Consider the following 26,769-nt stretch of genomic DNA (forward strand, 5'->3'; position numbering starts at 1 on the left):
AGATTTTCCAACTCATGTTACAGAGCGATTGCAAAAAAAGATATTAAATCTTACAATTCTGTCTGATTTTTAAAACCTGAAGCAATTTATGAATAAAATATTTTTCTTAATTAGTTTATTCCTCTTCAGTTCCTTATTAGCTAAAAATGACTTGTACAAGTCACATTCAGTATCATTTATTATACCTTGTTATAATTGCGAAAAAACCGTTGAAGAATCGATTGCATCTATTTATCAACAAGAATTAAGCATTGCTTTTGAAGTGATTTGTACTGATGACTGCTCTACTGATGAAACAAAACTTGTTTTAAAAAAATGTGCCCAAAAATACCCAAATCTATTGGTTTTTTCTCATGAGAAAAATAAAGGCGGTGGAGCTGCCCGTAATACCTGTACACTTCATTCAAAAGGGGATCTAATTTTCAACTTAGATTCTGATAATGTTTTGGTCCCTAATTCAATAAACTCACTTATTAATTTGATAGATGAAACAAATTCTGATATTGCTTCTTTTCATTATGCAAAATTTTTTGAAGGAAACTATAATGAGATCCACCGTTGGAAATACATTTCTTCAAATAACTTTGCGGATCTTTATAGCCTGTTAGAAGACGAAAATTCTTTTCCATCTTATCAAGGAAATTATCTTTACACTCGTAAGTGTTTTGATTTAGTAGGAGGATATCCAGAAGATTGTGGAGCCCTTGACACAACGGTATTTGGGCTAGTTTTACTAGCAGCTGGTTGCAAAATAGCCATACTTCCTGATCCCGAAAGCTTTTATTGGCATAGAACAAGTACACATTCCTATTGGAGAAGAGAACATCTAAATAATATTATCAATTTTCAAAAAGCTTTAAGTACTATTTCTGAAGTTTTTGCTGATGAATTTTCTGATCTTTTATGGAATAAAGACAGAGCAGAAGAGTGCTTAGAAAGTTGGGCTACACATAAATTTAAATTAACTTCTCCAGATATTTTAGAAAGCTTATTTAAAGCTTATAGGCATAAAGAAAGGATGGAATATTTTGAGGCTGGAAATGAATTTAAAAATGCCCTTATACAAGGCTGTAAATCCACTAAGATCTACCAATACATGCAAGATATGATGGATTTAATTCCCTAAGGGGATGCGCCAACGGTGATTGTGAGTGTACCTCCAGGGCCACCTGCCAGCGACATATTGCCAGGATTTGGCAAAATAGGCTTCATAGCGGGCGCTGAAGGGATAAGTTGCGTTCCCCAAAGGCCAATATAGTTTCCCCCACCATATGTAACACCCAAATACATAGTAGCCCCTGACACTGTATCAAAAGTTTGTCCCGCAAAGTTTACAGACGGATTCGATGTAAAATCAGGATTGCTTCCAAATGTTACACTTACACCCGAGGGCAATTCATTAAAAATTACTGTATAGTTATTTGAGTCATTAAAAGGATCTGGAATGGGTATTCCACTCATATCTCCAATTGTTGTAATTACATGAGCCCCTGCATTGGCAATATTAGTTACAGTTACTGTGCCACTAGTACCCAAATAATCTCCATAAGGAGTCGTATAAAACTGTGTGTAATTACCACTACCCATACCAATAAATGTTCCTGAGTAAAAATCATACCATGGACCTGTACAAGGTATCAGTGAATTATTCGTAAAAAGCGTCTGTGTTCGAATAAAGCTTTGGCTTAAAGGGGCAGATTCACTTGTTACAAGCGGAATAACGCCAGAAATCACTGCAGCAGAAAGACCCTGCCAAATTGCTGTTGAAACATTAGGATCACCTGTACTTGTTGGAGTCGGAGAATAGTCGCTCAACGTTGATGTAAAAAACGCTTTTGAAGAGTTGGGTAAAGGAAGCGTAAGTGTAGAGCCTCCTCCTGTGCCTGAAAGAACAGAAAAATTAAAATTTCCCGACCCATCCATTACCCCTTCTGCAACTCCGTAGGTAGGGCCTGCAGTAGATAAATCAATATAGAGAGGATGTTCTTGAAAGGATGCAGTATTTCCTACGTTATACCAAACATTAGATAACCAAGAACAGGTTGTATAGTCAGGTTCAATGAAATAGTCTAATGGAAAAAGAGGTGTTCCTATTGCAGAACATGCTGAGTCTGGTGATAAAATACGCAAAAGGCCACTACTGCCACTTGGAGGTGCATATGTTAAGTAAAGCCCTTGCCACTTTGGCTCAGTTCCCCCATCTGGAGTAGAGGGAAGTGTTGCTGTAGCTGTTGTATAATTAGTAAAAATCTGAGTGCTTGTTAATGAAGGAGGAAGCCCTGCATAGGCAACTGTCGGTGTAGGAGTTATTTGAGTATAGTCCGTATACGAAATAGAAAATGACAAAGGAATCCCATAATAGTCTACAAGTGTTGGGTTCATTATATAACGATCCCCTCCATCCATTGTAAATTCTTGCTTGTCGAATAAAGTATAATAGTTATCCTGCAAGGGATTTTCAAAATCTTGTGGTTGAAACTGTACTGCCCCAACATAAGGAACAAGCCAGTCAATGGGCCCTCCAACTGAGTAGTAAATGCGAGCAGAGCTTAAAGTAAGCGTTGTTGGAAGGTAAAAAATACGTCCATTTGTTGTTGTAGAGTCTACAGGAAAGTAACTAAGTGGATAAGAGCCAGAGCCCATAGCAGAGACATATGTTTTTGGTGTAGGTACACTCAATTCACCTAAAAATAATCCATCTTGATTCTTTGTGAACGTAATAATATTTGTATAAGTATTTACAAGAATAAGAACATAGACATCAGAATCACTCTGGCCACTATTATTGACAATGGTAAAGGGCATATAACCAGTTGGAGGCGAAAGAGTCACGCCAGTTGCTGCTAAATGAGATTTTTGCTCTGATAAAAATTGCTCTGAAAAGTTAATGTAGAAGTCACGAGAGGGTAGCGCATACAAATAGGTTGCAAAAAGACATGCAAAAATTGTTAGCCAGCATTTTCTTACCATGATTTTTCTCCGTTGAACTTTTTCCTAGATTTTTTTCATAGAGCGTACTAGCATACATTTTTTTATACAAGGAAATTTCATCATGAAAATTTATTTACACCTTGCTACATGTATTATACCTTTAATGCTTTTTGGCCATTCTGGAGATGGCTCTTATTCCAATCAGAAAACTTGTTGTATTCTAGACAACTCTTATCTAACAGTTGGAGCAAACTACACTTATGCAAACCTTGAAGTGGGAGGTGAGCCCTCTTTTAACGGGAGTCTAGGAGGACTACAAGCTCTTTATGAATACCAACCTAAAAACAACTTTTACGGAGGTGTTGAACTTGCATGGAGAGATGGAAACACTCAAGGATCCTATGGAAACAGACATTTCATTGATGTCAATACTAATGAGCGCTTGGGGTATACCTGGTGCTGTGATCAGTGGCTTTGTACTGTTTACACTGGCTTTGGTTTTAGATTCATGTCTCACCATTTAACGCCCTCTACAAGTGCACCTACCTCATTCCTTGACTCCTATTTTCCTCCATTCTTGAGCGATTCAACCTCGTTGAGGTTTAATTACTATGAATTCTATTTTCCTATCGGAATTAAAACAGAATATGCCTTTAGTCCAAACTTTAATCTGGGCCTACAACTAGTTTGGTCACTACAAGCTTTTTCAACAGTGCGTATTGATACACTTGGGGGTGCATTTTGGGAATTACAAAATACATTTGGAAATATCCATGTTGAACTACCCCTTACATACACTCTTGAATGCGACAAAAGATTTTCTTTTACCTTAAGTCCATTTTACGAGCGCTGGCAAGATGGCCTGTCAACTGCAGAAACATCTGGAGGAACAGCTCTTGGCCTCCCAGAAAATACATATAATTTCTGGGGGGTCAACTTTAACTTCACCTATTTATTCTAATGTTCATAACTTCTTAATGACTTCAGCAACTCTTAAGGCATTAGCAACAATTGTAAGCGTTGGATTGACAGCTCCAATCGATGGAAAAAAGCTAGAATCCACTGCAAACAAGTTGTCAATGCCATGAGCTTTACAGTTTAAATCAAGTACAGAAGTCTTTGGATCTTCTCCAAAACGAAGTGTTCCTGCTTGATGAGCACAACCAGCAATGGGTATTTGCTGGGAAAGGTAAATTTTATTAGGGAAGATATGCGTATGCGGCCCTATTTGATGAAGAAGTGTTTTAAGCTTAGCAAGCAATCTTTCGTGTGCCTCTAAGTTATTAGGCGTGTAAGAAAGAATGATTTCACCATTTTTATTAAGGCTTACACGGTTGTTTTTATCAGGCAAATCCTCAGAGGTAAGCCACCAGCCAACAGAATGATCTGCAAGAAATTCAAGAGCAACTCCTGGAGCAAATGCTGGAGCTTCTTCTTGCAACATCTCTTTTTTAACATTGCCAAGAAGCTGTATATGTCCAAGGGGCAATTCTGAGTCCTCTGCTCTGTAGTAAAAATCATTGACTGCCAATGTTTTTTCATACTTTGTAGGGTTAACTTCTTTTGATATTGCGATCATCACAGAGTTGTTGTGAAACATATAGTGCCTTCCCACCAAATCAGAACCATTAGCAAGGCCATTTGGATGCTTTGGATGTGTCGAGCGCAAAAACAAAGCTGCAGAGTTGACAGCTCCACAAGAGACCACAAATAAAGGCGCTGTATACTTTTCTATCTTGTTATTTCGAAGTACTTCTACTTCCTTAATAGTCGATCCTGTAGCGTCGGGAATAAGCTTTTGTACCTTTGCAGATGTAATCAAAGTAACATTTCCCGTTGCCAAAGCAGGACGAATGCAACTGATATGAGCATCAGACTTGGCATCTACAAGGCATGCAAAGCCATCACACGTATCACAGCGAATACAAGCACTTTTTTCAGTATCTTGTTCATTTAGGCGAAGGCCCAAAGGAAGATGAAAGGGATTTAATTTAAGAGCTTTCAATTTATCCGCAATTTTTTGAATATAGGGCTCATGAGAGATCGCGGCATAAGGATAGGGAGAGCCTTCTTCTGGTTCAAGAGGATCTTCTCCTCTAAGTCCATGAACCGTGTAGAGCTTTTCTGCTTCTAAATAGTAGGGCTTAAATGTATCATACTTCAATGGCCATGCAGGAGATACACCGCCGTAGTGCTTAACTTCTTCAAAGTCATTCCTTCTAAGACGCAAAAGCGCAGCTCCATACATCTTCGTATTACCACCCACATAATAATTCATGCCAGGAGAAAACGCTTTTCCCTCTTTATCATACCAATGCTCTTTGGTGTGATAGCGATTTTCTAAGAAAACGGCTCTTGGCTCCCAGTTCTCTTTTTCACGTCGCAAATACTCCCCTCTTTCAAGAATCAAGACTTTTTTTCCAGACTTTGAGAGTGCATGGGCAAGTGTTCCGCCACCAGCGCCGCTTCCTATAATGATCACATCATACTTTTCCATGAAAACCTACCATTCGATTACAACTTTAATTTCATCTGCAGAGTGGTGCGAGAGCGCATTTGCAAATTGCTGATAAGGATATTTTTGTGTGATGAGCTTATCAACCACACCTGGCCATTTTTTTGATGCCGTCTCTAAATCCTCTATTCCTTTTTGAAAATGATGAATGCTTTCGTTGACACTTCCTACCATCACTTGATTTTTTAATACAAGCTTGCGCATAAGATCTGCACCGTCTACATTAATTAAACGTTGATCTCCAGGAACCCCTGTAAGTACAAAAACACCGTTGATACCCAGCATCTCCAAGAGATCAAAGTCTAATTTTGCAATGCCAGCACCATCTAAGATTAAATCGATATGATGATGATCCTTTTGAAAGGCAATGGGGTCTACTTGCTTGTCATTATAATATGTGCCACCAATTGCTTGTAAGATTTTCACTCTTGGGCTATTTGTGTCAACGACGTCGAGACCAAGAACTGTAGCTCCTCTTAGGGCAAGAGTAATAGCTGCAAGTAAGCCAATGGGCCCAAGTCCTGCGACAAGCACTTTTTTACCATTAAGCCACTTTGTTTTGTCTTTAATATAAGGAAGACGAGCAGCCTGAATGATACATGCCTCTTCAATAGCTTTTTGCACAACGGACATAGGCTCTGCAAGAACGCCGATATTTTGAATTTGAGGAGATGCTTTGATTGCATACATCTCTTGGTCAACAACAAATTCAGATTGAAATCCATGTCTTCCTTTAATCCCCCTTTCCGTGTAATTACCTGTTGTACACATATCTGATCTAAAACTTAAACAAGCAGGGCATTGATCGCATCCTCTTCGAACGGTGATGATAACAAAATCATCTACCTTAAAGTTTTTTACTTGGGCGCCAATTTCGACAACCTTGCCAAACATCTCATGGCCGATAATTAATTTTTTCTCTCCAGGAGGTGCATCCGCTCTACCACCAGAAGCTTCCTCTCTATCTGTTCCACAGATCCCTACTTTTAATATTTTGACTTTGAGCTCATCTGGTTTTTGAATCATAGGCTCTGGAACATCAACAATTGAAAGGTCTTTTGTTCCTGGAAGTAAGGCTATTGCTTTCATAAAAAATCCTGATTTTTTTTGACATGTATAAAGGTGAGTGATACAAAATGGTTCATACGAAGTCAATAAAAAAATTAAGGTTTATAAATTATGGTAAGCGAAGAGTCAAAACGGCTAAATGAACTCTCTAAAGATCGCGTATGCCCTTGGAGAAAGTGGGGACCTTATCTTTCTGAGCGGGCCTGGGCAAGTGTAAGAGAAGACTATAGCGCAGATGGCAATGCATGGCTCTATTCAACACATGATATGGCGCGCTCAAAAGCCTTTCGTTGGGGAGATGATGGCATTGCAGGCTTTTGCGACTACTATCAAAAACTTATTTTTTCTATTGCATTTTGGAATGGAAAAGATCCCATACTTAAAGAGCGCCTTTTTGGTCTAACCCCATTAGAAGGCAATCATGGCGAAGATGTCAAAGAATATTACTACTATTTAGATGCAACACCGACACACTCTTACATGAAATACCTCTATAAATATCCACAAGAAGAATTTCCCTACGATAAACTCGTACAAGAGAATAAAAAAAGAGGACTAAATGATCGAGAATATGAACTTGTCGACACTAAAATTTTTGATAATAACAAGTACTTTGATTGTTTCATAGAATATGCAAAGCAAGATCCTGAAGATCTCTGCATTCGTATTGAAATTGTCAATGCAGGTAAAGATGCTGCCACAATTCATGTTGTCCCTCAGCTCTGGTTTAGAAATACATGGACTTGGTCACAAGGTACCTGTCAAGCACCTAAAATTTCGGAAATCTCAAATCATCAAGATTACATTACACTCTTTGCAGATGCCTCTTTAGTGCAAACTCCAAAAGATCTCTCCTTTGAATATGCACTCCCCTCTTTCTATCTCTTTGCAGACCCCTCTGCAAAGACGCTATTTACTGAAAATGAAACAAATAATCAACGTCTATGGAATGCTCCTAACCAAAGGCCTTACGTAAAAGATGGATTTCACGAGCATATCATCCACAATAAACCTTCTATTAACCCAGAGAAAATAGGCTCAAAAGCAGGACTACACTATCAAGGAATCGAAATTCCGGGTGGAAAATCTCATGTAATTCGTCTTAGGTTAACATCTAAATTAATTGAAAACCCGCTAAAAGATATCGATACTATTATTAAAACAAAAAAAGAGGATGCAGATGCATTTTACGCCTCCATACAACCAAAAAATACATCTCAAGATGACTTAGACATACAACGCCAAGCAATCTCTGGAATGATTTGGAGTAAACAGTTTTATTTTTATGATGTCGATGAATGGCTAAAAGGAGATTTTCCACAAAATCCTCCCCCCGAAAATAGAGGTATGATTCGTAATGGTCACTGGACACATCTCAATATCTTAAGCGTTCTTTCTATGCCAGATAAGTGGGAATACCCCTGGTTTGCAGCTTGGGACTTAGCCTTCCACACCGTAACATTTTCTCTTGTAGACTTGGTTCTTGCAAAACAGCAACTCGAACTTCTCTTTACCTACCACATGCAACACCCCAACGGGCAAGTTCCAGCTTACGAGTGGGGATTTTCTGATCTCAACCCACCTGTACATGCTTGGGCTCTTTGGGAGCTCTTTCAAAAAGGAAAAAAGAATAATGATACGGAAAATCTTTTATTCTTAAAAAATGGCTTTATGGCGCTTGTGCGCAACTTTAGCTGGTGGATAAATAAAGTGGACAGCTCTGGAAACAACTTCTTTGAAGGAGGCTTTTTAGGACTCGACAACATTTCCGTTGTCGATCGAAGTAGGCCCCTTCCCAATGGAGGTCACTTTGAACAGTCTGACGGCACAGGCTGGATGGGATTTTTTGCATTAAAGATGATGAGAATCTCACTAGAGCTTGCAAAACACTATCCAGGCTTTGAAGAGCTTGCAGTGCATTATCTTGAACACTTTATGTATATCTCTGCAGCTATGGAGTCGACTAAACAGCGATCCATTCACCTTTGGAACGAAGAGGATGGATTTTTCTATGATGTAATTTCTTACCCAAATGATGGCCATGTTCAACTAAAAATTCGCTCATTTGTAGGTATTGTTCCTTTCTTTGCTATCGACTTCTTTGAAGAAGAAGAGCTCAAGCAATTTCCTAAATTTTATGAGAGCTTTACCTTCTTTTTTAAAATCAATCCAGAGCGCATGGAAAAGTGCACAATAAAGATAGAAAAAGAAGGGAAAAACTTCTACTTGTTTTCTATGATGCAGATCTCTCAGATGAAAAGGCTTTTAACCTATGTTTGGAATCCCAATGAATTTCGCTCAGAATATGGCCTTAGAAGCCTTTCAAAATACCATGAAAATCATCCTATAGATTTTCAAGGCTCTCGAGTGGGCTATGAGCCAGGAGAATCCTTAGAAAGAATCAAAGGAGGAAATTCCAACTGGCGAGGCCCTATCTGGTTTCCAACCAATTACCTCTTTTTAGATGCGCTAAAAACACTTGCATCTATTGCTAATGATTCCTTTCAAGTTACAGTACCTGGTGAAGCTCCCATCACCCTACAAGAGATGGCGATCTCTCTTAAAAATAGGCTCATCTCTCTTTTTAGAAAAGATGCAAAAGATGTGCGCCCCATCCATCAAGGCATGCACTTTTATCAAGATGATGCTCGCTGGAAAGAGCTACTTCTATTTTATGAGCATTACCATGCAGACAATGGCAGAGGCCTTGGCGCCTCTCACCAAACGGGTTGGAGTGGCCTTGTTGCTAACCTCATCGACGATCATTAAAGAGAAGGATTGCTTGAACTTAAACTTGCTTTTGTTTTCTCAAGAAGCCCTCTTGCCCTATTTTCAGCTATTTGCACTCTACCCTTAAACAATCCTAATAATTCATCGCTAGCATTGTTGAACTTTACTGTTCCAAAACAGTCACAAATCAACGAACCTCCAGAATTCTTGGCTGTTGTAAGCGAATAATAGATAATAGATGGGTTAATTTCTATGCTTCCAGGCACTCCAGGCCGTGAAATCACTGCCCTAGTACTCACAATTATATTGGAGGCTCTATTATTTTTATCATAGAGAGCTGTTCTAAATTGACATCCTATCTTTTCATCATCTACACGTCTAACACTCTTACCAACTTCTGGTTTACTCTCTTTGTACCGTTGAAACTCTACCTCCAAATCCTTTCCAAATATGTCCCTTAACCTACCTACAAATTCCCCTAAGTGCTCTTGTAACTTAGAGAGCATATTTTCTCTCTGAGCTTCTTGTTCCTCTGGCGAAAGACAAAAATACCCCGCAGGTTGTTCTATTGAAAAACGATGGAAATTTGCGGTTTTAGTTGCTTGCTCTTGTAATTCTTTTGTTTCTTTTTCAGCTTTCTCTATTATTCTACTAAACGTTGTAGCGATCTCTTGTTGATGTGTTGGCCCGCCACTGTGATACTGATTCTGCTCCGCAAAAAAACCATCTACACCACAAAGAGCTTCATTAATCTTTTGAACCTGCGCATCACTCTGACTTTTTATTTCCTTAATTTTACGCTCAAAAACACCTTCGCCCTCTGTTTTCAGGCTTTGAAGGGAAACTGTAATAGCTTTCTCAAAAACTTCACTGTATGACATTCGAAAAACATAGTGTCCAATCCATGTAAACACACGAGCAAACTTAGAGCGTAAAGTTAACTGTCCCTGAGCATCTGCGCTATACCGATATAAGTGCCCCGCCTCTTTTTCATCATACACTCGAATCAAATTAGTAATTGAGCTCTCTACTGTTGTTGACATAATGCTTCTCCTGCTTTAATTCATAGTCTATCTAAATTAAAACTAAATGTTAATAAAAAAGCACTATCACTAAATTCATTTTTCTTAATTTGGTCACCAAATTAAGGATTAACATGCTTCACTCATTTGTTGGTCGTAAAAAAGAGCTCCAAATGCTCAATGAGCTGTTTAAAAAGAAATCAGCAAGTCTTGTAGTGATACGTGGAAGACGTCGAATTGGAAAAAGTCGTTTAGCACAAGAATTTGCTAAAAAAACACTCCATTATGTTTTCTCTGGTCTACCACCAACTAGTGGCATAACATCCGCAGACCAAAAGGAAGAATATCTCTTGATATGATCCTAGAGGAACTCTCGCTTACAGAATGTAACGAATTTTGGAATGCAGAACAAGACCGCGTATCTGCAATCGATTTTAATGTCTTCTACGTGCACAATGAACTTACGACGTATATGCTTTAGACTGAGAGATATAAAGCCCTCTCCATACACCCAAAAGGATACAAATGATACCTATTATTTCCAAATAGGTTGGAAATACCTGTTCGAAGCCATAAACAAACAAGATACCAAAAACTGTCTCTAAGATAGCAATTTGGCCAGAGAGGGCTGCCGAAAGTTTTGCACTAGCAGAATTCCAAAGCGCATAGGCTATCCAAGAACATAAAACACCAAGAATAATAGAGCCTACAAGAAACTTAATTCCCATATCACTCGTAAACAAAAGCTCTTCCATATAGTCAGGGTCCATTGTAAAAACACGTACAGCCATACCGACAATAGTAAGACAAAGAGTTGCAACGCCAATGAGCGTTGTCCATTGCCACGGATTTACTTCTCTATTCTTTGCTAAAAAATTAGAGTTAAAAATAACGTACCAAGCCCATGCCACCAGAGCAACCAATCCAAATGCTATACCCTGTACGTACTCCCAAAATGTAAGCGCTTCGCTTTCTAATAAAAATGTCTGAATATTTACCAAATTCAGACCTAAGACAATCACTAAAGCAGGCACAAAATAACGCATCATCGATTGCTGTTTCCTACCACTAATAGCTACAATCACTAAAGGAGAAATTCCAACTAACAAAGCAATTACAGAAGGACTTGATAAGCGCATACCCATAACAAGGCTTATGAAATAGAGAAAGTTCATGACTAAAGCACAGAGAAAAGCTTGTTTCCAGTACTTAAACACTTGCCTTTGTCGGCTTACAACAACACTATAGAGAAGAAGAGCAAGCGATAAAGTTCCATAGCAAAAGTAGCGTCCAAGAACAATATCAAAGGTATTAATGCCCTCTAAAAGATAAGGGATTAAAAAAATTAGACCCCAAATTAGGCAAGCCAGTACGGAATAGATAATAGATTTAATAAACATTTATAAGCATGGGTTTTTTTAAGAAAAAAGACAAACAAGACGCAAGAGGAATATATACACAAACAGGTTCAAGAATTATTTGTGTATACACAAACAGGTTCAAGAATTATTTGTGTATACACAAATAAAGTAAAAACTTATGCGTATTACAGGGAATTGTTTTTTTTGATCGTTATCGACTTCCAAATTTATCTGGATTGCTTCATTGTACTATTTATGAATATTATTTAATAGCACTATTCTAGCCATAAAAAGCCTAGAACACACCTTTTACAAGGTGTGGGCCTAAAGCCCACACTATTTTTTTTCTAACGCATCGCGATTAGGCCGAGTAAACCTACAACAATTAAATATAACGCAACAATATAATTTAAAATTGTTGGAAAAATTAAAATAATAATACCGGCAATTAAAGAAACTATAGGGATTATAGCTGGATGGTTCATAAAAGGCTCCTTATTTTCAATTCACTTGTATATAACCTATCAATAATTTACTATGTATACTTTTATCCCATATTACAGCAACAAAAAAAATTATAACTTACTTTATGCCACCTATTTACCTAGATAACAACGCAACAACATCGCTTGACAAAGAAGTTTTACATGCGATGCTTGAAGACCTAGAAAATATACCTTTAAACCCCTCTAGCACGCATTTTTTCGGAAGAGAAGCAAAAGCAAAGCTTGCATTTGCAAGAGAGTCTGTAGCTCATTTTTTCAACGTATCACCATCTGAAGTCATTTTTACATCAGGTGGCACAGAAGCACTTAACCAAATCATTCGCGGTATCGACCTCAAAGGTGGTCATGTAATCACATCTAATGCGGAACATTCCGCCGTAAACAAAACCCTACAGAGCATCAAAGATATTGAAGTCACCCAATTACCAGTAGGTTCTTGGGGTGCTGTCCTTCCAGAAGATGTTCAACATGCTCTTCAACCCAATACAAAACTGATTGCACTAATTGGTGCAAATAACGAAACGGGTGTAAAAACAGATATCGAAGCAATTGGAATGATTGCTTCTGCCCGCAATATTCCTTTCATCGTAGATGCTGTCTCATGGATTGGCAAAGAGCCTTTTATAATGCATAAAGGAATTTTGGCTATTGCAGCAAGTGGGCATAAGTTTCATGGACCAAAGGGAAGTGGTTTTTTAATTCTACGAAAAAATCTAAAGTGCTCTCCTCTCATTACAGGAGGTTCTCAAGAATATGGAAAAAGAGGTGGAACGGAAAATCTTGCAGGGATACTTGGCATTGCAAAAGCACTTACATTACTACAAAACCAAGATAATATAACCAATTACACAAAAGCACTGAGAGATCATCTAGAAAAAGGTCTTCTTAATATAGAAGGCGTTAGCATTAATGGAGAGGGCCCTCGCATTTCAAACACAACTAATTTAGCTTTTCATGGTATTGATGCAGAAGCGCTACTTATCCACTTAGATTTATCTCAAATTGCAGCTAGCCATGGCTCTGCTTGCAATGCAGGAGCACTTGAACCCTCCAGGGTCCTTCTCAATATGGGACTTTCAAGAAAAGTTGTAAAAAGTTCCATTCGCTTCTCTCTTAGCAGAAACAACACAAAAGAGGAAATTGACACTGCTATTGAAATTATAAAAAACCTTGTATCTAAGTTAAGGTGTCTATCTTAAGGTACGCACTGAAACGGATTTAATACCAAGAAGAGAACTCTCCTCTACAGTAAGCTCAAAATTCTCTATGCGTACCTTGTCACCTTCTACTGGATGGTGCTCCAGGTGCCTGCTTATTAGCTCTTCAAGAGTTGTAGCTTCTCTACCCTCCAGGTGAGCCTTAAACTCTTTATTAAATTCAGCTATCGACATTTGCCCAGGAAACGTCTTATCAACTATTGCAAACAAGAGCTCACTTTCTTTTTCTTCATGAAAAATTTCGTCCAAAATATCATCTAAAGTAATTAGTCCTTGTGCTTTTCCTTTTTCATCTAACACGATTGCAGCATTTTGCCCGTTGCGACGAAACTGATTGAGAATTTCTGTTACAGTTGTCTCCTCTGTAATAAACCACGGAGGCCTTGCAAACTCTCTTACATTTTTATTATCAGGGATACGAACTAGGTCCCTAGGAGAAGTAATCGCAACTACATTAGCAGGATTTCTGTGATAAATCGGAATATTCGAATGAGGCGTCTCTTTTAAAATCAAACGAAGATCTCCTACACTACAAGTATTTGGCACCATTTTTAATTCAACAAGCGGTACCATCACCTGTTTTGCTATCTTTGTTCTAAGATGAAAAATATTTCCAACAATGACATTAAACTCCTCTTTTTCAGCAGTGATAGATGTTGTATCATCTTGTTCTTCAACGATTTTTTGGAGCTCTTCGCGGCTTAAAATACTCCCAAGCTCCTCTTGGTGGCTATGAAACAACTTATTCATTGCCTTTACTGACAAGCTAAAAAGCCAAATTACTGGAGCCATTACTTTAGATGCTCCATAAATGACAGGAACTTGTAACATAGAAGCATGTTCTGCATAGCGCCTTCCAGCAAAAAGGGGGGCAAGCTCTGCAATCACAACAACTAATACAAACTGTGAAACAAAAGCAAAATCAGGATTTAGTCCAGCAGCAACGTAAAACTGTCTTGAACACTCTGAGCCTACCTGGAGAGCAATATTTACACCCAGCAAAACAGTTCCAAATAAACGAGAGGGATTTTGTAGCAATTCATTAATCCACTCAGCTCTCTTTATTTTTTTATTTACATAGTAATGTAAGCGTACCTTATTAAAAGAGATAATAGCAATCTCTCCCATAGCAAAAAAGCCTTCAGCTAGAATACAAAGCATTGTCAAAATAAACCAAAATAGTGCGCTACGCTCCATGATAAGCCCCACTCTTTGCCAGCTTATGAGCATGCAATTTTCGAATATAAACACGTCTTACCCTGGTTGGATCTGCCGCCAAAACTTTAAATAAAAAGCCTGAAGACTCATATTGCGTTCCAGCTTTTGGGATATCTCCTAGCTGCTCTGTAAGCCATCCTCCTATCGTTACCTGGTTCACAGGGCTTTCTAGCTTCACATTGAATATTTCTTCAAACTCCATAAGTTCCAATTTACCGCTAGCAATAACAACATTCTCTCCAGAGCGTGTATAAAGCCTTTTTTCATCCCTTCTATCTGCAATATCCCCTACAACTGTCTCAACTAAATCCTCATGAGTAATTAAGCCACTAAATAGGCCATATTCATTTACAACAATTGCAAGAGACTCCCTTCTTTGAGAAAACTGTTTAAGTAAAAAGCGTGCTTTTGTCATTTCTGGCACAAAAAAAGGCTGTTTTAAAAAGGATACAAGATCTGAAGAAGTGTGTATCTTATCTCTATTAAGAAAAAAGTCCCTTGCAGAAATAACGCCTTTAATATCATCAACATTTGTTAAGCAAACCGGAATACGAGAACAAGCCTCTTCAACAAAAAGGTGCGTAAGCCTTGAAATCTGCTCATCCAAATGGTAGATCAACACTTCGTCTCTTGGACGCATAAGTTCTTTAACTGTAGCTTCTTGTAGTATTAAATACCCATCAATTAAATGAGCCTCTTCTTTCGATAAAATCCCATGAATTTGTGATGTCTTCAGCACATGGTGTAGTTCCTCTTCCGAAATCTCTTTCTCTTTTTTCAAAAAGAAAAAAAGTGCTGCAGACACATATGTTGTTATGACAGTAAGAAAATCTCTAATTGGCTCTACAATTTTTTCAATTCGAAAAATAGTTGGAGCTACAAGGAAAGCAACTTTTGACTTATGTGCAAAAGCCAATGATTTAGGAATAATTTCTCCAATAATAAGCGTTAAAAGCAAGGGCACACCTACTCTTAAAGCCCATGTAGAGTACATTCCAAAAAGACTGGATGCAAAATTCTGCACAAGAAGATTAACTAAAGTATCCAGCATAAAAAGAGTGACAAGAAGGTTTCTTGGCCTTGAAACTAGGCGTGCAATAAGAAGCTTTCTTTCATCTTTACTCTGTCCAAACAATTTAACCTGCATCGAGGAAAGGGAGAGCAAAGCTGTCTGAGATGCTGAAAAAAAGCCAGAAAGAAGACACAAAACTAATATAATAACAACAATAAGGACCGTCATGAACTTTCCAAAGAAGGTTCAAAAAACACTTTAGTCTGCCCTTCGGCAACCAAACCGAGCTTTCTCATTAACGTCATTTCGATCCAATCATGATCACTTTGACTATTAATACGCTGTTGTAGGTCTTTTTGTAAAGTAAGAGCCAACTCTTTCTCTTCGGTAAGTTCGTAAAGCTTTTGCAAAAGCAAACTTTCATCATTTTTTAAACGTGTATAATTTGGCTCATAAATCAAACTACAAGTGATCACAGCCAAAACCATCCACAAAAAGTAATTAATGATTAAGCGGCTCTTTTTTGCAGGCACAGAGGGCTTGTTTCTTACCTTTTGGTAAACCCAACGAAAAAAGCTCTTTTCCAATACCAAGTTCCTCTTCTATATATATACACAAACAAGTTCAAAAATTGTTTGTGTATATATTACAAGTTAATGTGCACTTGCAAAGCTTGTTGATTTTCCAGCTGGCTGCACAGTTGGCATCATAACAACTTCAGTTCCAGGGAAAAATTTCTCTAAAACAGTAATTGCATCTTGGCCATGTTCAGACAAACGATTTGCACTATACAAACAAAGCCCAACACCATGACCTTTTCCAAAACCTGTAAATGTCACAATATTTCCTTGGATATCCACAGCAAAGTCATTGCTCTTTATTTTATCTTCTCCGACAAGCTTTTGCAGAGCAACAAAGTCCATTTCCTTACTATCAGCTCCATTTTGAAAACGCACTGCATATACCTTACCAGAAACATTGTCTTTATAAAGAGAAACTTTAGAAAGTGTCTTAAATCCAACTACTTTTGCCATATCTTCTTTTTTAACAAGATAAGACCAAGAAGATCCTTCTCTATCACTTTCAGCAACAGAAGAGACCACACTTTCTTTAGGACCAGAAATAGGTTTTCTAAATACTATACTTCCTGAAGCTGTCTTTCCAGCGCAATGTGCAGACCATGTCGCAGGAAATAATCCAAGATATGCAGGGCTATCCTTCATGCGCATTACAAGATATCTAGTGGCATTAATTGCATGATCAACCTCTTTATTTCTTTTTCCATCGTATCCACGATAACATGCTTGGTGAGCATCAATTTGCCAAAATGCTTTATCAAAGCGTACAGATTGGTAATAGATATCCGTTCTGGCTGCAATAACGAGGGCTGCCATTGCCTCTTCATTTAAGTTTTCACTCACGCTTGAAGGCAATACTGTCGCTAAATAATCTTCAATTTTAACTTGGTTTACAATGTTGATCGTATTACCGACTTGAAATACAAAAATAGAACCAGGATATGCTGTCCCATCTACCATGATACGAGTTTTAGCACTTGCTGGAACAATTGCAAACTGATAGACACCAGGAAACTCTTCTCCCCACTTTAAGCCGTTAGTTGTTGGGTGGACAGGATATTTTTTCCCAAAAAGCCCATAACCAGAAACAGTACAATCTTCTGGGTTAAAAACACGATAAGCTCCATCAACTTCTATGGTAGTACAATTTAGATCTTTTGCTATAAGTACTTTTACAGTCGGATAAGAGGGATAAAGTTTATAATTGGCAGGCAACGTATCATTTGGCCCTGGAGCTGGTACTTTTCCAGCAAATAGTGAAAATGTAGTAAGTGTCGTAACACAAAGTAACATGAGGGTTTTTTTAAACATCAATCTTCTCCTCGATTATATTTTCTATTCATATGTTGATACGCTAACAACGTAGCTTCACGTCCCCTTTGAGTACGTTTAAGAAGCCCTTGCAATATTAGATATGGCTCATACACTTCTTCTAACGTATGAGCTTCTTCTCCAAGAGCAACAGCAAGCGTTCCAACACCCACTGGCCCTCCATCATAGTGATCAATAAGGACTTCTAAAAATTTCAAGTCCATCTCATCCAATCCTCTTTCATCTATAGCAAGCATTAACAGGGCTTTCTGAACCACTTCTTTATTTATGCAATTATTCGTTTTCATCTGAGAATAATCTCTAAGCCATCGTAATAAATTATTTGCTATACGCGGTGTTCCTCGAGAACGCCTTGCTATCTCCAAAGAGGATTCATCATCCATTTTTATGTTTAAAATACTTGCAGAACGAGTAATGATTTTTTGCAAAACAGCAGGCTCATAATAGTTAAGTCGGCAAGAAGATACAAAACGAGATCGTAATGGTGCTGTAAGCAATCCCATTCTTGTTGTTGCACCAACTAATGTGAACGGATTCAGCTTTACTTGTACACTTCTTGCAGAAGGACCACTATCTATCATAAGGTCTAAAGTAAAATCTTCCATTGCTGGATACAGATACTCTTCAATGGTCCGATTTAATCTGTGGATCTCATCAATAAATAATACATCCCCTGTTTTCAAACTCGTCAAAAGCCCTGCTAAGTCTCCTGCCTTTTCAATAACAGGCCCAGAAGTTACCACAAGCTTTGCATCCATCGATTTTGCTATAATATGCGCAAGCGTAGTCTTACCAAGGCCAGGAGGCCCGCTGAATAGTGTGTGTCCAAGAGCTTCTTTACGTGCTCGTGCAGCGCCAATTGTAACCTCTAACTTCTCACAAAGCTCTTTTTGACCACAAAAGTCTTTTAATGATTGAGGACGCAAAGGTACTTCAAACTTTTGATCTTCTTCTATTAAAGATGAGTCAATAAATGTAGTACTATCCATCGAATTTAAACTACCTGTATTTTATTTATGGTGTTTTAACATACAATCCATTTCAATATCTACAATTACTTTTTTTCAGAGGAATTTCTTAAAAAAACCTTTATCTTTATTCTGTTTTAGCATACCATTTTCACTTTAAGGTCTCTTTTTATGTATAAATTAATGGTAACATGTCCTCACCTATTGCTCTTTCTCCCAATAGTCCATGCGTAAGTCCATCCACAGCACATAGTCCTACAAGCCCTTCAAGTAACTCACCAATAAAAAAATCTGACAGCGCAAGCGAGGGTCTTTTTAAGAGAGTTAGTAGGGTATTTTGGTCTGCTGTTCAATCTACAAAGAACGCTATACATACTATTCACTCTCATCTTGAAGCAGAAACTCTTCTTGAAACGGAAGGTCACCTACCAAGCTCAAAGCCCCTAGAGCCTCTAAAAGATGATGCAATCATGAATGCTTGCACCGTTTCTAAAGAAAAAATTTTAAAACTAACTAATGGTATTCCCCCAGCTATTCGCAGCAATCTTGAAGCTGCAAGTATCCACGAAATGAACCCAGAAGAGCCCACATCACCCAGAAGTATTGAAGCTCACAAAAAACTAGTTAAGCAAGAATACTCTCAAAGAAAAAAGCTAGTTCACAATTTAATTCATTTTACAACCATAAGCGTCTTTAATCAAAAAATCTTTGGATGCAAAACATCTAACCCATTGGAATTCTACAAAAAACTAACAAGCAAAATGACAAGTGTAGAAATTGAAGAGAATGATAAAGAAGCACTTTCTATTCAAAAAGCAAGAGATGCGCTGAAAGATCTTCCACCCAACGAGTTGAACAGTAGTGAAATAAATAAAAAAATTCTTACACTCGACAAACGTGCTGAAAAAATCATTGGTCCTTGCCTTAAAGCCTACTATGAGGAGCTGATAGCACACCCAGAAATACCTATTAATCCTATGAAGGCTTATTACTGCTACATTGCAGACGAAAGTACCGCTTATTACTACCTTGCTAGAATTTTCATGCCTATCATCAAATGGTTTATAACTCTTATACTCCATCCAGAGGCCAATGCGAATTCAGGTATTAACCATGCAAAAAACACTCTCTTTGAATATTTTCAAGCAAAACAAAGTGTTCGAAACGATATTTTTGGTCTCTTTAACGAAGCAAGCGATTATTTTGATGCAATGCTCAAATATCATGTAGAATATAATGACATACAAGACACAATGCACCCTCTTCGGGTACAACACCCAAAGTATGCAACAGGAAGCCTTAAAGACCATCTAGCCACCCGTTTAAAAAAAGATTTAAAAGAAAAAACTAAGATATTAGCAAAAGATGCTAAAGAACGCACAGATCTTAAAGGCAGCGATTACTTAAACCATAAATTTAACCTATTCATTCAAAAACTTATTAATATTAAGTCTGGAATACCCCTCATTGGAGGTGTTCTTGATAGAATATTAAAAATGATCCTAGGTCTAATTATTCAAGACCTCAATATCATACCTAGCGCTCTAAATAAAACATTCTCACACCACGGTCTTAATCTAACCCTTACTTACAATATAAAAAAAATGCTTGTCGACAAGCTAAAAGCATTAGAAGAAAAATTAACAGCGCCAGACACCCTTCTTCCACAGCCTCAAAAAAATGATACAACTTTTGTACAAGACCCGCTTTTTGAGAACGAAAAAATCATCCTACAGATGTTTACCAAGAACTTGCTGAACTACCTTCCTCTAATACCTGTTACTAGCGATACTCTACATAAAACTCTAACTGAAAGATTAATCATACCCTTCACAAGGACCGGAGCAACTTTCGATGTAGCTGTGCGTAAAATAGCTCCAGCATTTGTAGGATTACTAAAAAAAATGGGTGCTACTGAATACGCAAAAATGGTTAAAGAGGGCAGTAAAGAACTAGATATCGATTGTAAAGTTGAAGAAGCATTAACTGACATTATGCTATCCGTGGGAGAAAGCCTTGTCAACCCCTGTTTAATGGGAGACTCCTCTCTAAATGCATGGACACAGACCTTGGAAAGGATCAACGAGGTATTTGATTTAAGTGACTCTAATCAACGCACAGATGATGATCTTCATGAAATTAATCGTCAACTTTCAGTAACTCTTGACTCTCTTACTAAGATTGCCTTAAAGAAAAAATTTACAGAACTTCCTCCCATAGCTAAGCGACGAGAAAGAGTAAGAAAAGTCAATCAACTAATTCATAATGCTAAAATTCACACCTCTCTTTACTCCAGTGCTTTGAAAAATATACACGACCAAATTTCTACAGAAACCGCAAACAGACAAATAGATAACGTTGAAGAAAATAGTTTTCGCCTCATTATCTCATTAAATGCTTACCTTGAAAAATTAAGACAATCACTAGACGATATCCTGAAATGCAAACGTAATAATAGAGCAGGAAACACAAGGGATTATCTTCTCGTAGGAAAAGATCGAGAACAATTAAAAATCAAAGTACAAGAAATTCTCAAACAAATTGACTTGATCCGTAAAGAGTATAAAAACTTAAAAAGTACCATTGCTATAACAAAAGTGCATGGGGCTTTAAAAAGCGCAATTCCTGCCAATTTAAACCTAGCAGATGATTCACCAAACAATACTGCAACTATTTTACAAAGATATTCAAAATTTGATTTTGAGCAATCAACAAATAGGCTGCAGACAAACCTCTTAGGACTCTTTGAAACTCAGCGCTCAAATTTACAGCCTTGCATTAAAGCGCAAGAAGATATCGTCCAAAACATTGATCAAATAAACAAAGAAATGATCTTAAGAGATGCTCAGAGTGCTTTTTTTAAAGAACTTTTAATAGACATTAAAAATGTAAAAGATCGTAACTATCTCCTTTTACAAAGACCCAGAAGGGCTATCTTAAGCACCCTTAAAGAGAAACTTACTTCTATGAAAAAACAGTTTGAAGAGCTTGCTAAGCCATCACCTGTTCTAACAACTCCATCAGAACGCATCCAAAACTTAAGTAGCCTATTTAATGAGATACAAAGGGACCTTGTAGCCTATACCGATCTTATTAAAGAAGAGAATAAACCACCTAAAGACTCTCTAAAATTAATTTTTTCACATATTACAGCTCTTTTAGAGCTACAGCAACCAAATACTATTTTACAAAACGAGGCAAAACTCCTAAGCAATATTCATGCCTACCAAAAAAACCACTCCTCTTCGTTTATAAATGCAACAAACAAACTATCTAAGGCTTTTGATGTTTTTTCAATAGAAGACCGAAGAGATTGTAATGAACTTGCAAATATGCTTCCTGCAATAAGCAGAAACCTCGCTAAACTTCCATCTCAATCTCTTCTAAAAGAGCCCTCCATAATTCAAGCTGAAACAACTGCATCCTATACAAAACTCATCAATGCATTAGAGGCATGTACAATAGGAAACGAACAAAACAATCCCGCAGAAGTTAATACTCAAATAGAACATCTTAAGATGCTTTTAGAAGATGAAAAGCAATTCAATACAGATAGAATGGAATTGATACGGGCTAATAAGCTGCAACAGCAAAAACAACTAAAAGAAAATTTGTCGCAAATGACAAGCTTAACAGGTAAGTGGATTGAAGATGATTGGCAATATATTGAAAAAATCAATACTCTCTTAGACAAATCTACTCACGAAATAAATCATGTAAAAGATCAATTTCCAGTAGCTCAATTAGCTTCTTGGAGCGGGCCTACAAATAACCTTAGTACCCAAATAGGGATGACTGCCAGCATAAGCATCGAAGTGCAACAGCGCGTTGTTGCACTAATAGACAATCTTACTAATATGTTATTGGAAAATAACCGTACATTCTTTGAGCAAATTTTTATGAGGGGAGTTCTTTCACGAATTGCAAAAGTAACCAGATATACATAAACCAATTCTTGAACTTGTTTGTGTATATTAATATTGCCTGAAAAATAACAAGCGTTATAGAATCGCCCATCTTTGTAGTTTCCAAATCCTTTTGCCGGGGACTTCTTGAAATAAAATAGCTCGAACCAGGTCAGGATCGGAAGATAGCAGCCTTAAGAGCGATGTTTATGTCTAGAAATAATCTCCGGCTTTTATATATACACAAACAAGTTCAATAATTATTTTTTGACAACGCGAAAGCTTTCGCGTTGTCAAAAAATAATTATTGAACTTGTTTGTGTATAATTTTCTTTTTAAAAAATAAAACAATAAGTACACTAAAAACATAGAGATAAGTTGCCTTTAAGAACTTAAACTCTCTAATAAACTAATTATTTTAGATAATTTATATTACCTTAATATATTACGTCTAAAATGTGGTTAAATAATATGAAAAAAGGCTAATTGCATGTCAATACCTGCAGACAATTTGAACAGTCCAGTACCTGCGCTTCCTCCTGCTATAATGCCATCTCCTCCTCCAGATATCGAAGTTGCCTCTGAACTAGAAGTTGGTCATCTTAATGAACATTCAGTTGCAGTGATTCCAGCAAATGCTGATAATCGGCCAGCAGGTATTTTTAGTCGGGCTTGGGGTGGAGTTTCCTGGGTTGCAAAAGGTGTTGCAAAAGGTACCTGGCAGGCTGTACGCCATCCTATTGAAACGTACCATAGTGTCAAACAAACTGTAGCTCCTGTTACAGCAAGACTAGTAACTATAAAAAACATAGCAAAAATTGCCATACGTCCTATGCTGCGTACTCCTCCCCCTCTTGAGAATGTTCCAAAAGACAATGATATTATAACTGCTTGTGCCGAATCTAAAGAAAAGGCTCGTGCACTAGTAGGCACTATTCCACAAGACTCTCGCATAGCTCTAGAAGAAACTCTACTAACGCCTCCTATAGTAGCACCAAAACCGCAATCTCCTGAAAGCATCGATGCCCACACCAAACTTGTTGATAAAGAGCGTCAGCAAAGAGAAAAGCTCATATACAACACAATCCATTTTGCAACAGTAACTGTTTTTGATCAAAAAATCTTTGGAAATGATCCGGAAAGCACATTAGAATTTTATAAGCAATTTGCAAATAAAAAAACACTTGCCGAGCTCGAAGAAAATGACAAAGAAGCAAAAGCTATTCAAAAAAAAAGACACGAAAATACATTAAAAAACCTTTCGCCTGAAGAGTTAGAATCGGCCGAAGCAGAGCTTAGTGAACGTGCTAAAAAACTCATCACGCCTCGCCTTGCAGCCTATTACAAAGAAGTTGCAATGGATCTAGACCCCAATAAACCCATTGATCCTATAAAAGCTTACTACTGTCATATTGCAGACAAAAGCACGTTCTACTACTGTCTTGCCAAAGTACTAGTGCCTATCATTAAATGGTTTGTAACTCTTGTACTTCGCCCTAATTCAAAGGTTGACTCTGGTATTAACCATGCAAAAAATGAGCTCTTTAAACACTTTCAAAATAAAGACGTTGTCAAACAAGAGATTCTTGACCTTTTTAATGAAGCAGGCAATTATTTTGAAACAGCATATAAATATTGTGAAGAATATAGAGATATAAAAGCAAACTCCCAACACCCCATTCGGCTAGCACATCCGGAATATGCAGACAGAGATCTTCCAACACATCTAAAAGTTCGTTTAGAAGAGGCCTTAGAAGCAAGAACTCAACTACTGGCAGCACAAACTAAGGAACATACGGATCTTAAAGGTAGTGATTATCTAAACCATAAATTTAATCTATTTCTTGAAAAACTCGTTAATATCAAATCTGGCGTACCCTTCATCGGAGGTATCCTTGATTTCATACTCAGAAGAGTACTAAAGCCTGTTATTAAGGGACTAAATATTGTACCTCGCTCTCTGAGCAATACATTTTCAGGTGAAGGTCTTAACTTAACACTTACTTACAATATCAAAAAAATACTCGTTGATAGGCTAAAAGAACTAAAAAATCAACTAAACCAGCCAGAAACAGCTCTCCTTGAAGGAGAAGAAATCAATACAACTTTTGCAGAAGATACTCTTTTTAAAACCCAGGAAGCTGTCTTTCAAAGATTTGTCAAGAACCTTCTCCAATACCTTCCTCTTGCATCTGTTAATACTACAAATGAGTTAAAAACAGCTTTAGCTCAAAAACCAACTGCCCCTAGCACATTTATTGGACACGCTTTACGTTCCTTAGAAGGTTTTACTGGCAAAGAAGAAAGTTTTTTTGATCTTGCACTTGAAAAAACTTTAACAGATGTCATGCTATCACTTGGCGCTGGCTTAATCCAAAACTCTTCAAAAGGAGACTCTACACTAAGTGCATGGACGCAAATTCTAGAAACAGCCAATGACACATTCGACTCAAGTAAAGACTCTGATAAACGCAAAGAAGCTGATATTCTTGCAATTAATAGCGAGCTTACTTCAGCTCTTAGCGATCTTACACAAACTGCTTTAAATAAAAAATTAGCTGAGCTTCCACAAGTAACTGCAGAACGAGAAAACTTTAAAAAAGCAACTCAACTTATCAACAATGCAACACTCCATATCACTCACTACTCTAGTAGTTTAAAAAAGATTCATGATCAAATTACAGAACAAACTACAACGAAACAAGTCAGAGACATTGAAAAAAGTAGTTTTCATCTTATTCTCTCCCTAAAGGAATATCTTGAAAAACTAGAAAGCGCATTATCTAATGCCCTAAAATGCCCAGGTGATAGTAAAACAGATGGTGTAAGAAATAATCTTCTTGTGGGAAGAGATAGAGATTTATTAAAAATCAAAGTGAAAGAGGTTTGTGCACAAATTGATACCATCCGTACACAATATTTAGAAATAAAAGAAACTATTACTACATTAAAAGTACATGAATCTCTAAGCCAGACAATCGAAGACTTGCATCTTACTAATTCTCAAGACAATACTACAACAATTTTACAAGGGGCAAATAAGTCTAAATTCGATCACTATATAAATAGGCTACAAGAAAATCTTTCAAGAATTTCTATTGCCCAACAAGAAACAGAACTAAAGCCCCATATTGAAGAACAACAAGAACACATCCAAAACATCCATAAAACAAACCAAGAAATTATCGCAAGGGATGCACAAACAGAGATATTTAAAAAAATCTCTACGGATATTACAAATGTAAAAAATCGCAATAATCTTCTTTCAAAAAGACCCAGAGGAGATGCTTTAGATGCTCTTAAAAACAAACTTACCTCTCAACAAAATCGCAATCTAAACAAAAACCCATCCTCTATACCCTTTTCAAAACTTACGATAAAAAAACAATTTGAAAGCCTTATTCGCCCATCAGATGAGTCAGGCCTAAAAGATCTTACAGAACGTATCCTCTATTTAAACACCACCTTTAACCAGTTCAAGCAAGACCTTGCAAGCTATACCGACCTTCTTCCAAATGAGTATGACCCACCTAAGGACTCTATAAAGCTAGTTGCTGAGCACATTGATGCTCTCTTAAAATTACAAACAACAGATACTGGCCCCAAAAAACTTGCTCAACTTACAGCAGATGTTCAAGCCTACCTAAATCAACACAAACGTTCATTCGACGATGCAATAGACAAGTTATCTGAAGCACTTAATCAATTTTCAATACAAGACCGAACAGATCGTAATAAAATTGAAAACGCATTATCTACAATAGAGAGAGAGAGACTAAAAACTTTGCCATCTCAGCTGCTGTTAGAAGATTCATCCATAGGTCCAGCAGGAGAAACCAAGTCTTATACAGAGCTCATGAATACATTACAAGCATGTATAATTGCAAACCGTAATAATGATCCTAAAGAAGTCGATGATCAGCTTGTACGTCTTGAAGCACTTCGAGCAAGTGAGCAAGAATTCAATGCGAATATGATAAGGGTGATACATAGATACAAAAAAAATCAGCAAGAAAAGTTAAAAGACAACTTATCACAATTGCAACTCTTACTTAATACATGGATTCATGCTGATTGGCAACATATTACAGAAGTTAATACTCGCTTTAATCAAGCTATCCGTAATATAAATGATATAAAAGAAGCCTTCCCTGTTCCTAAATTACCTAGCTGGATTGAAGAAGCAAAGCCTCTTCTGGATAGGGTAACACCCCCCATTCGTTCTGAAATGCAAAAGCGCATCAATAACCTAACCGGACACCTTTCTGATATGTTGTTAGAAAATAATCGTATGCTCTTAGAACAAATTCTTATGAGAGGACCTCTCAACATAATCGCAAAGAAATTAACACCCTAAACTCAAAAACTCATGTTACGCAAAAACCTCAAAATAGGCTCTTGCAAGA

General features: G+C 37.3%; 18 protein-coding genes and 1 other RNA gene. 8 read left to right on the plus strand and 11 right to left on the minus strand.

What is annotated here, in order from left to right; translation table 11 throughout:
• Positions 1-88: 88 nt before the first annotated feature.
• A complete protein-coding gene (locus tag P4L16_00255) occupies positions 89-1,126 on the plus strand; it encodes a glycosyltransferase family 2 protein (GenBank protein MDR3623559.1) in 1,038 nt (345 codons plus the stop codon).
• Here the strand turns inward: P4L16_00255 and P4L16_00260 are convergent.
• Positions 1,123-2,970 (minus strand): beta-1,3-glucanase family protein, encoded by a 1,848-nt coding sequence (locus P4L16_00260; GenBank protein MDR3623560.1) that lies wholly within the window; start codon positions 2,968-2,970, stop codon positions 1,123-1,125. The two genes, P4L16_00255 and P4L16_00260, sit on opposite strands and share 4 nt — an antisense overlap.
• 82 nt (positions 2,971-3,052) lie before the next feature.
• Between P4L16_00260 and P4L16_00265 the strand changes: the two genes are divergently transcribed.
• Complete coding sequence (locus tag P4L16_00265; protein ID MDR3623561.1) at positions 3,053-3,892, plus strand: hypothetical protein; 840 nt, start codon at positions 3,053-3,055, stop codon at positions 3,890-3,892.
• Between the two features lie 3 nt (positions 3,893-3,895).
• Here the strand turns inward: P4L16_00265 and P4L16_00270 are convergent, their stop codons facing one another.
• Positions 3,896-5,428 (minus strand): GMC family oxidoreductase, encoded by a 1,533-nt coding sequence (locus tag P4L16_00270; protein ID MDR3623562.1) that lies wholly within the window; start codon positions 5,426-5,428, stop codon positions 3,896-3,898.
• A gap of 6 nt (positions 5,429-5,434) precedes the next feature.
• Positions 5,435-6,535, minus strand: coding sequence for a glucose 1-dehydrogenase (locus tag P4L16_00275; protein ID MDR3623563.1), 1,101 nt, complete (start codon positions 6,533-6,535; stop codon positions 5,435-5,437).
• A 90-nt stretch (positions 6,536-6,625) separates the two neighbouring features.
• On the opposite strand from P4L16_00275, the gene P4L16_00280 reads away from it, so the two are divergent.
• A complete protein-coding gene (locus tag P4L16_00280; protein MDR3623564.1) occupies positions 6,626-9,283 on the plus strand; it encodes a hypothetical protein in 2,658 nt (885 codons plus the stop codon).
• Here P4L16_00280 and P4L16_00285 read toward each other — a convergent pair.
• The gene (locus tag P4L16_00285; GenBank protein ID MDR3623565.1) at positions 9,280-10,287 is read right to left on the minus strand and encodes a hypothetical protein; all 1,008 of its coding nucleotides are present in this window, start codon (positions 10,285-10,287) and stop codon (positions 9,280-9,282) included. The two genes, P4L16_00280 and P4L16_00285, sit on opposite strands and share 4 nt — an antisense overlap.
• A 113-nt stretch (positions 10,288-10,400) precedes the next feature.
• Here P4L16_00285 and P4L16_00290 point away from each other — a divergent pair, with 113 nt between their 5' ends.
• Positions 10,401-10,625, plus strand: a complete 225-nt coding sequence (locus P4L16_00290) for an AAA family ATPase (protein ID MDR3623566.1) — start codon at positions 10,401-10,403, stop codon at positions 10,623-10,625.
• A 102-nt stretch (positions 10,626-10,727) separates the two neighbouring features.
• Here the strand turns inward: P4L16_00290 and P4L16_00295 are convergent, their stop codons facing one another.
• Positions 10,728-11,666, minus strand: a complete 939-nt coding sequence (locus tag P4L16_00295) for a DMT family transporter (protein MDR3623567.1) — start codon at positions 11,664-11,666, stop codon at positions 10,728-10,730.
• A gap of 308 nt (positions 11,667-11,974) precedes the next feature.
• Positions 11,975-12,112 (minus strand): DUF3096 domain-containing protein, encoded by a 138-nt coding sequence (locus P4L16_00300; protein ID MDR3623568.1) that lies wholly within the window; start codon positions 12,110-12,112, stop codon positions 11,975-11,977.
• 104 nt (positions 12,113-12,216) lie between these two features.
• On the opposite strand from P4L16_00300, the gene P4L16_00305 reads away from it, so the two are divergent.
• A complete protein-coding gene (locus tag P4L16_00305; GenBank protein MDR3623569.1) occupies positions 12,217-13,332 on the plus strand; it encodes a cysteine desulfurase family protein in 1,116 nt (371 codons plus the stop codon).
• Here the strand turns inward: P4L16_00305 and P4L16_00310 are convergent.
• From P4L16_00310 to ruvB, 5 genes are all read right to left on the minus strand, one after another.
• On the minus strand, positions 13,324-14,547 hold the full coding sequence (locus P4L16_00310) for a hemolysin family protein (GenBank protein MDR3623570.1): 1,224 nt from the start codon (positions 14,545-14,547) through the stop codon (positions 13,324-13,326). The genes P4L16_00305 and P4L16_00310 overlap by 9 nt on opposite strands.
• A complete protein-coding gene (locus P4L16_00315; GenBank protein ID MDR3623571.1) occupies positions 14,537-15,808 on the minus strand; it encodes a hemolysin family protein in 1,272 nt (423 codons plus the stop codon). Before P4L16_00315 ends, P4L16_00310 begins: the two co-directional genes overlap by 11 nt.
• Positions 15,805-16,167, minus strand: coding sequence for a hypothetical protein (locus P4L16_00320; GenBank protein MDR3623572.1), 363 nt, complete (start codon positions 16,165-16,167; stop codon positions 15,805-15,807). Before P4L16_00320 ends, P4L16_00315 begins: the two co-directional genes overlap by 4 nt.
• Positions 16,168-16,233: 66 nt before the next feature.
• Positions 16,234-17,469, minus strand: a complete 1,236-nt coding sequence (locus tag P4L16_00325; GenBank protein ID MDR3623573.1) for a SpoIID/LytB domain-containing protein — start codon at positions 17,467-17,469, stop codon at positions 16,234-16,236.
• Positions 17,469-18,479, minus strand: coding sequence for a Holliday junction branch migration DNA helicase RuvB (gene ruvB, locus P4L16_00330; GenBank protein MDR3623574.1), 1,011 nt, complete (start codon positions 18,477-18,479; stop codon positions 17,469-17,471). Before ruvB ends, P4L16_00325 begins: the two co-directional genes overlap by 1 nt.
• Positions 18,480-18,649: 170 nt before the next feature.
• On the opposite strand from ruvB, the gene P4L16_00335 reads away from it, so the two are divergent.
• The 3 genes from P4L16_00335 (at position 18,650) to P4L16_00345 (ending at position 26,720) form a co-directional block, all read left to right on the plus strand.
• The gene (locus tag P4L16_00335) at positions 18,650-22,405 is read left to right on the plus strand and encodes a hypothetical protein (GenBank protein MDR3623575.1); all 3,756 of its coding nucleotides are present in this window, start codon (positions 18,650-18,652) and stop codon (positions 22,403-22,405) included.
• Between the two features lie 93 nt (positions 22,406-22,498).
• Positions 22,499-22,597, plus strand: an RNA gene (ffs, locus tag P4L16_00340) — signal recognition particle sRNA small type.
• Positions 22,598-22,853: 256 nt separating this feature from the next.
• Complete coding sequence (locus P4L16_00345; GenBank protein MDR3623576.1) at positions 22,854-26,720, plus strand: hypothetical protein; 3,867 nt, start codon at positions 22,854-22,856, stop codon at positions 26,718-26,720.
• Positions 26,721-26,769 lie beyond the last annotated feature (49 nt).

It is taken from the genome of Chlamydiales bacterium, assembly GCA_031292375.1.
In the GTDB taxonomy this organism is placed as follows: Bacteria; Chlamydiota; Chlamydiia; order Chlamydiales; family VFKH01; genus JARLHF01.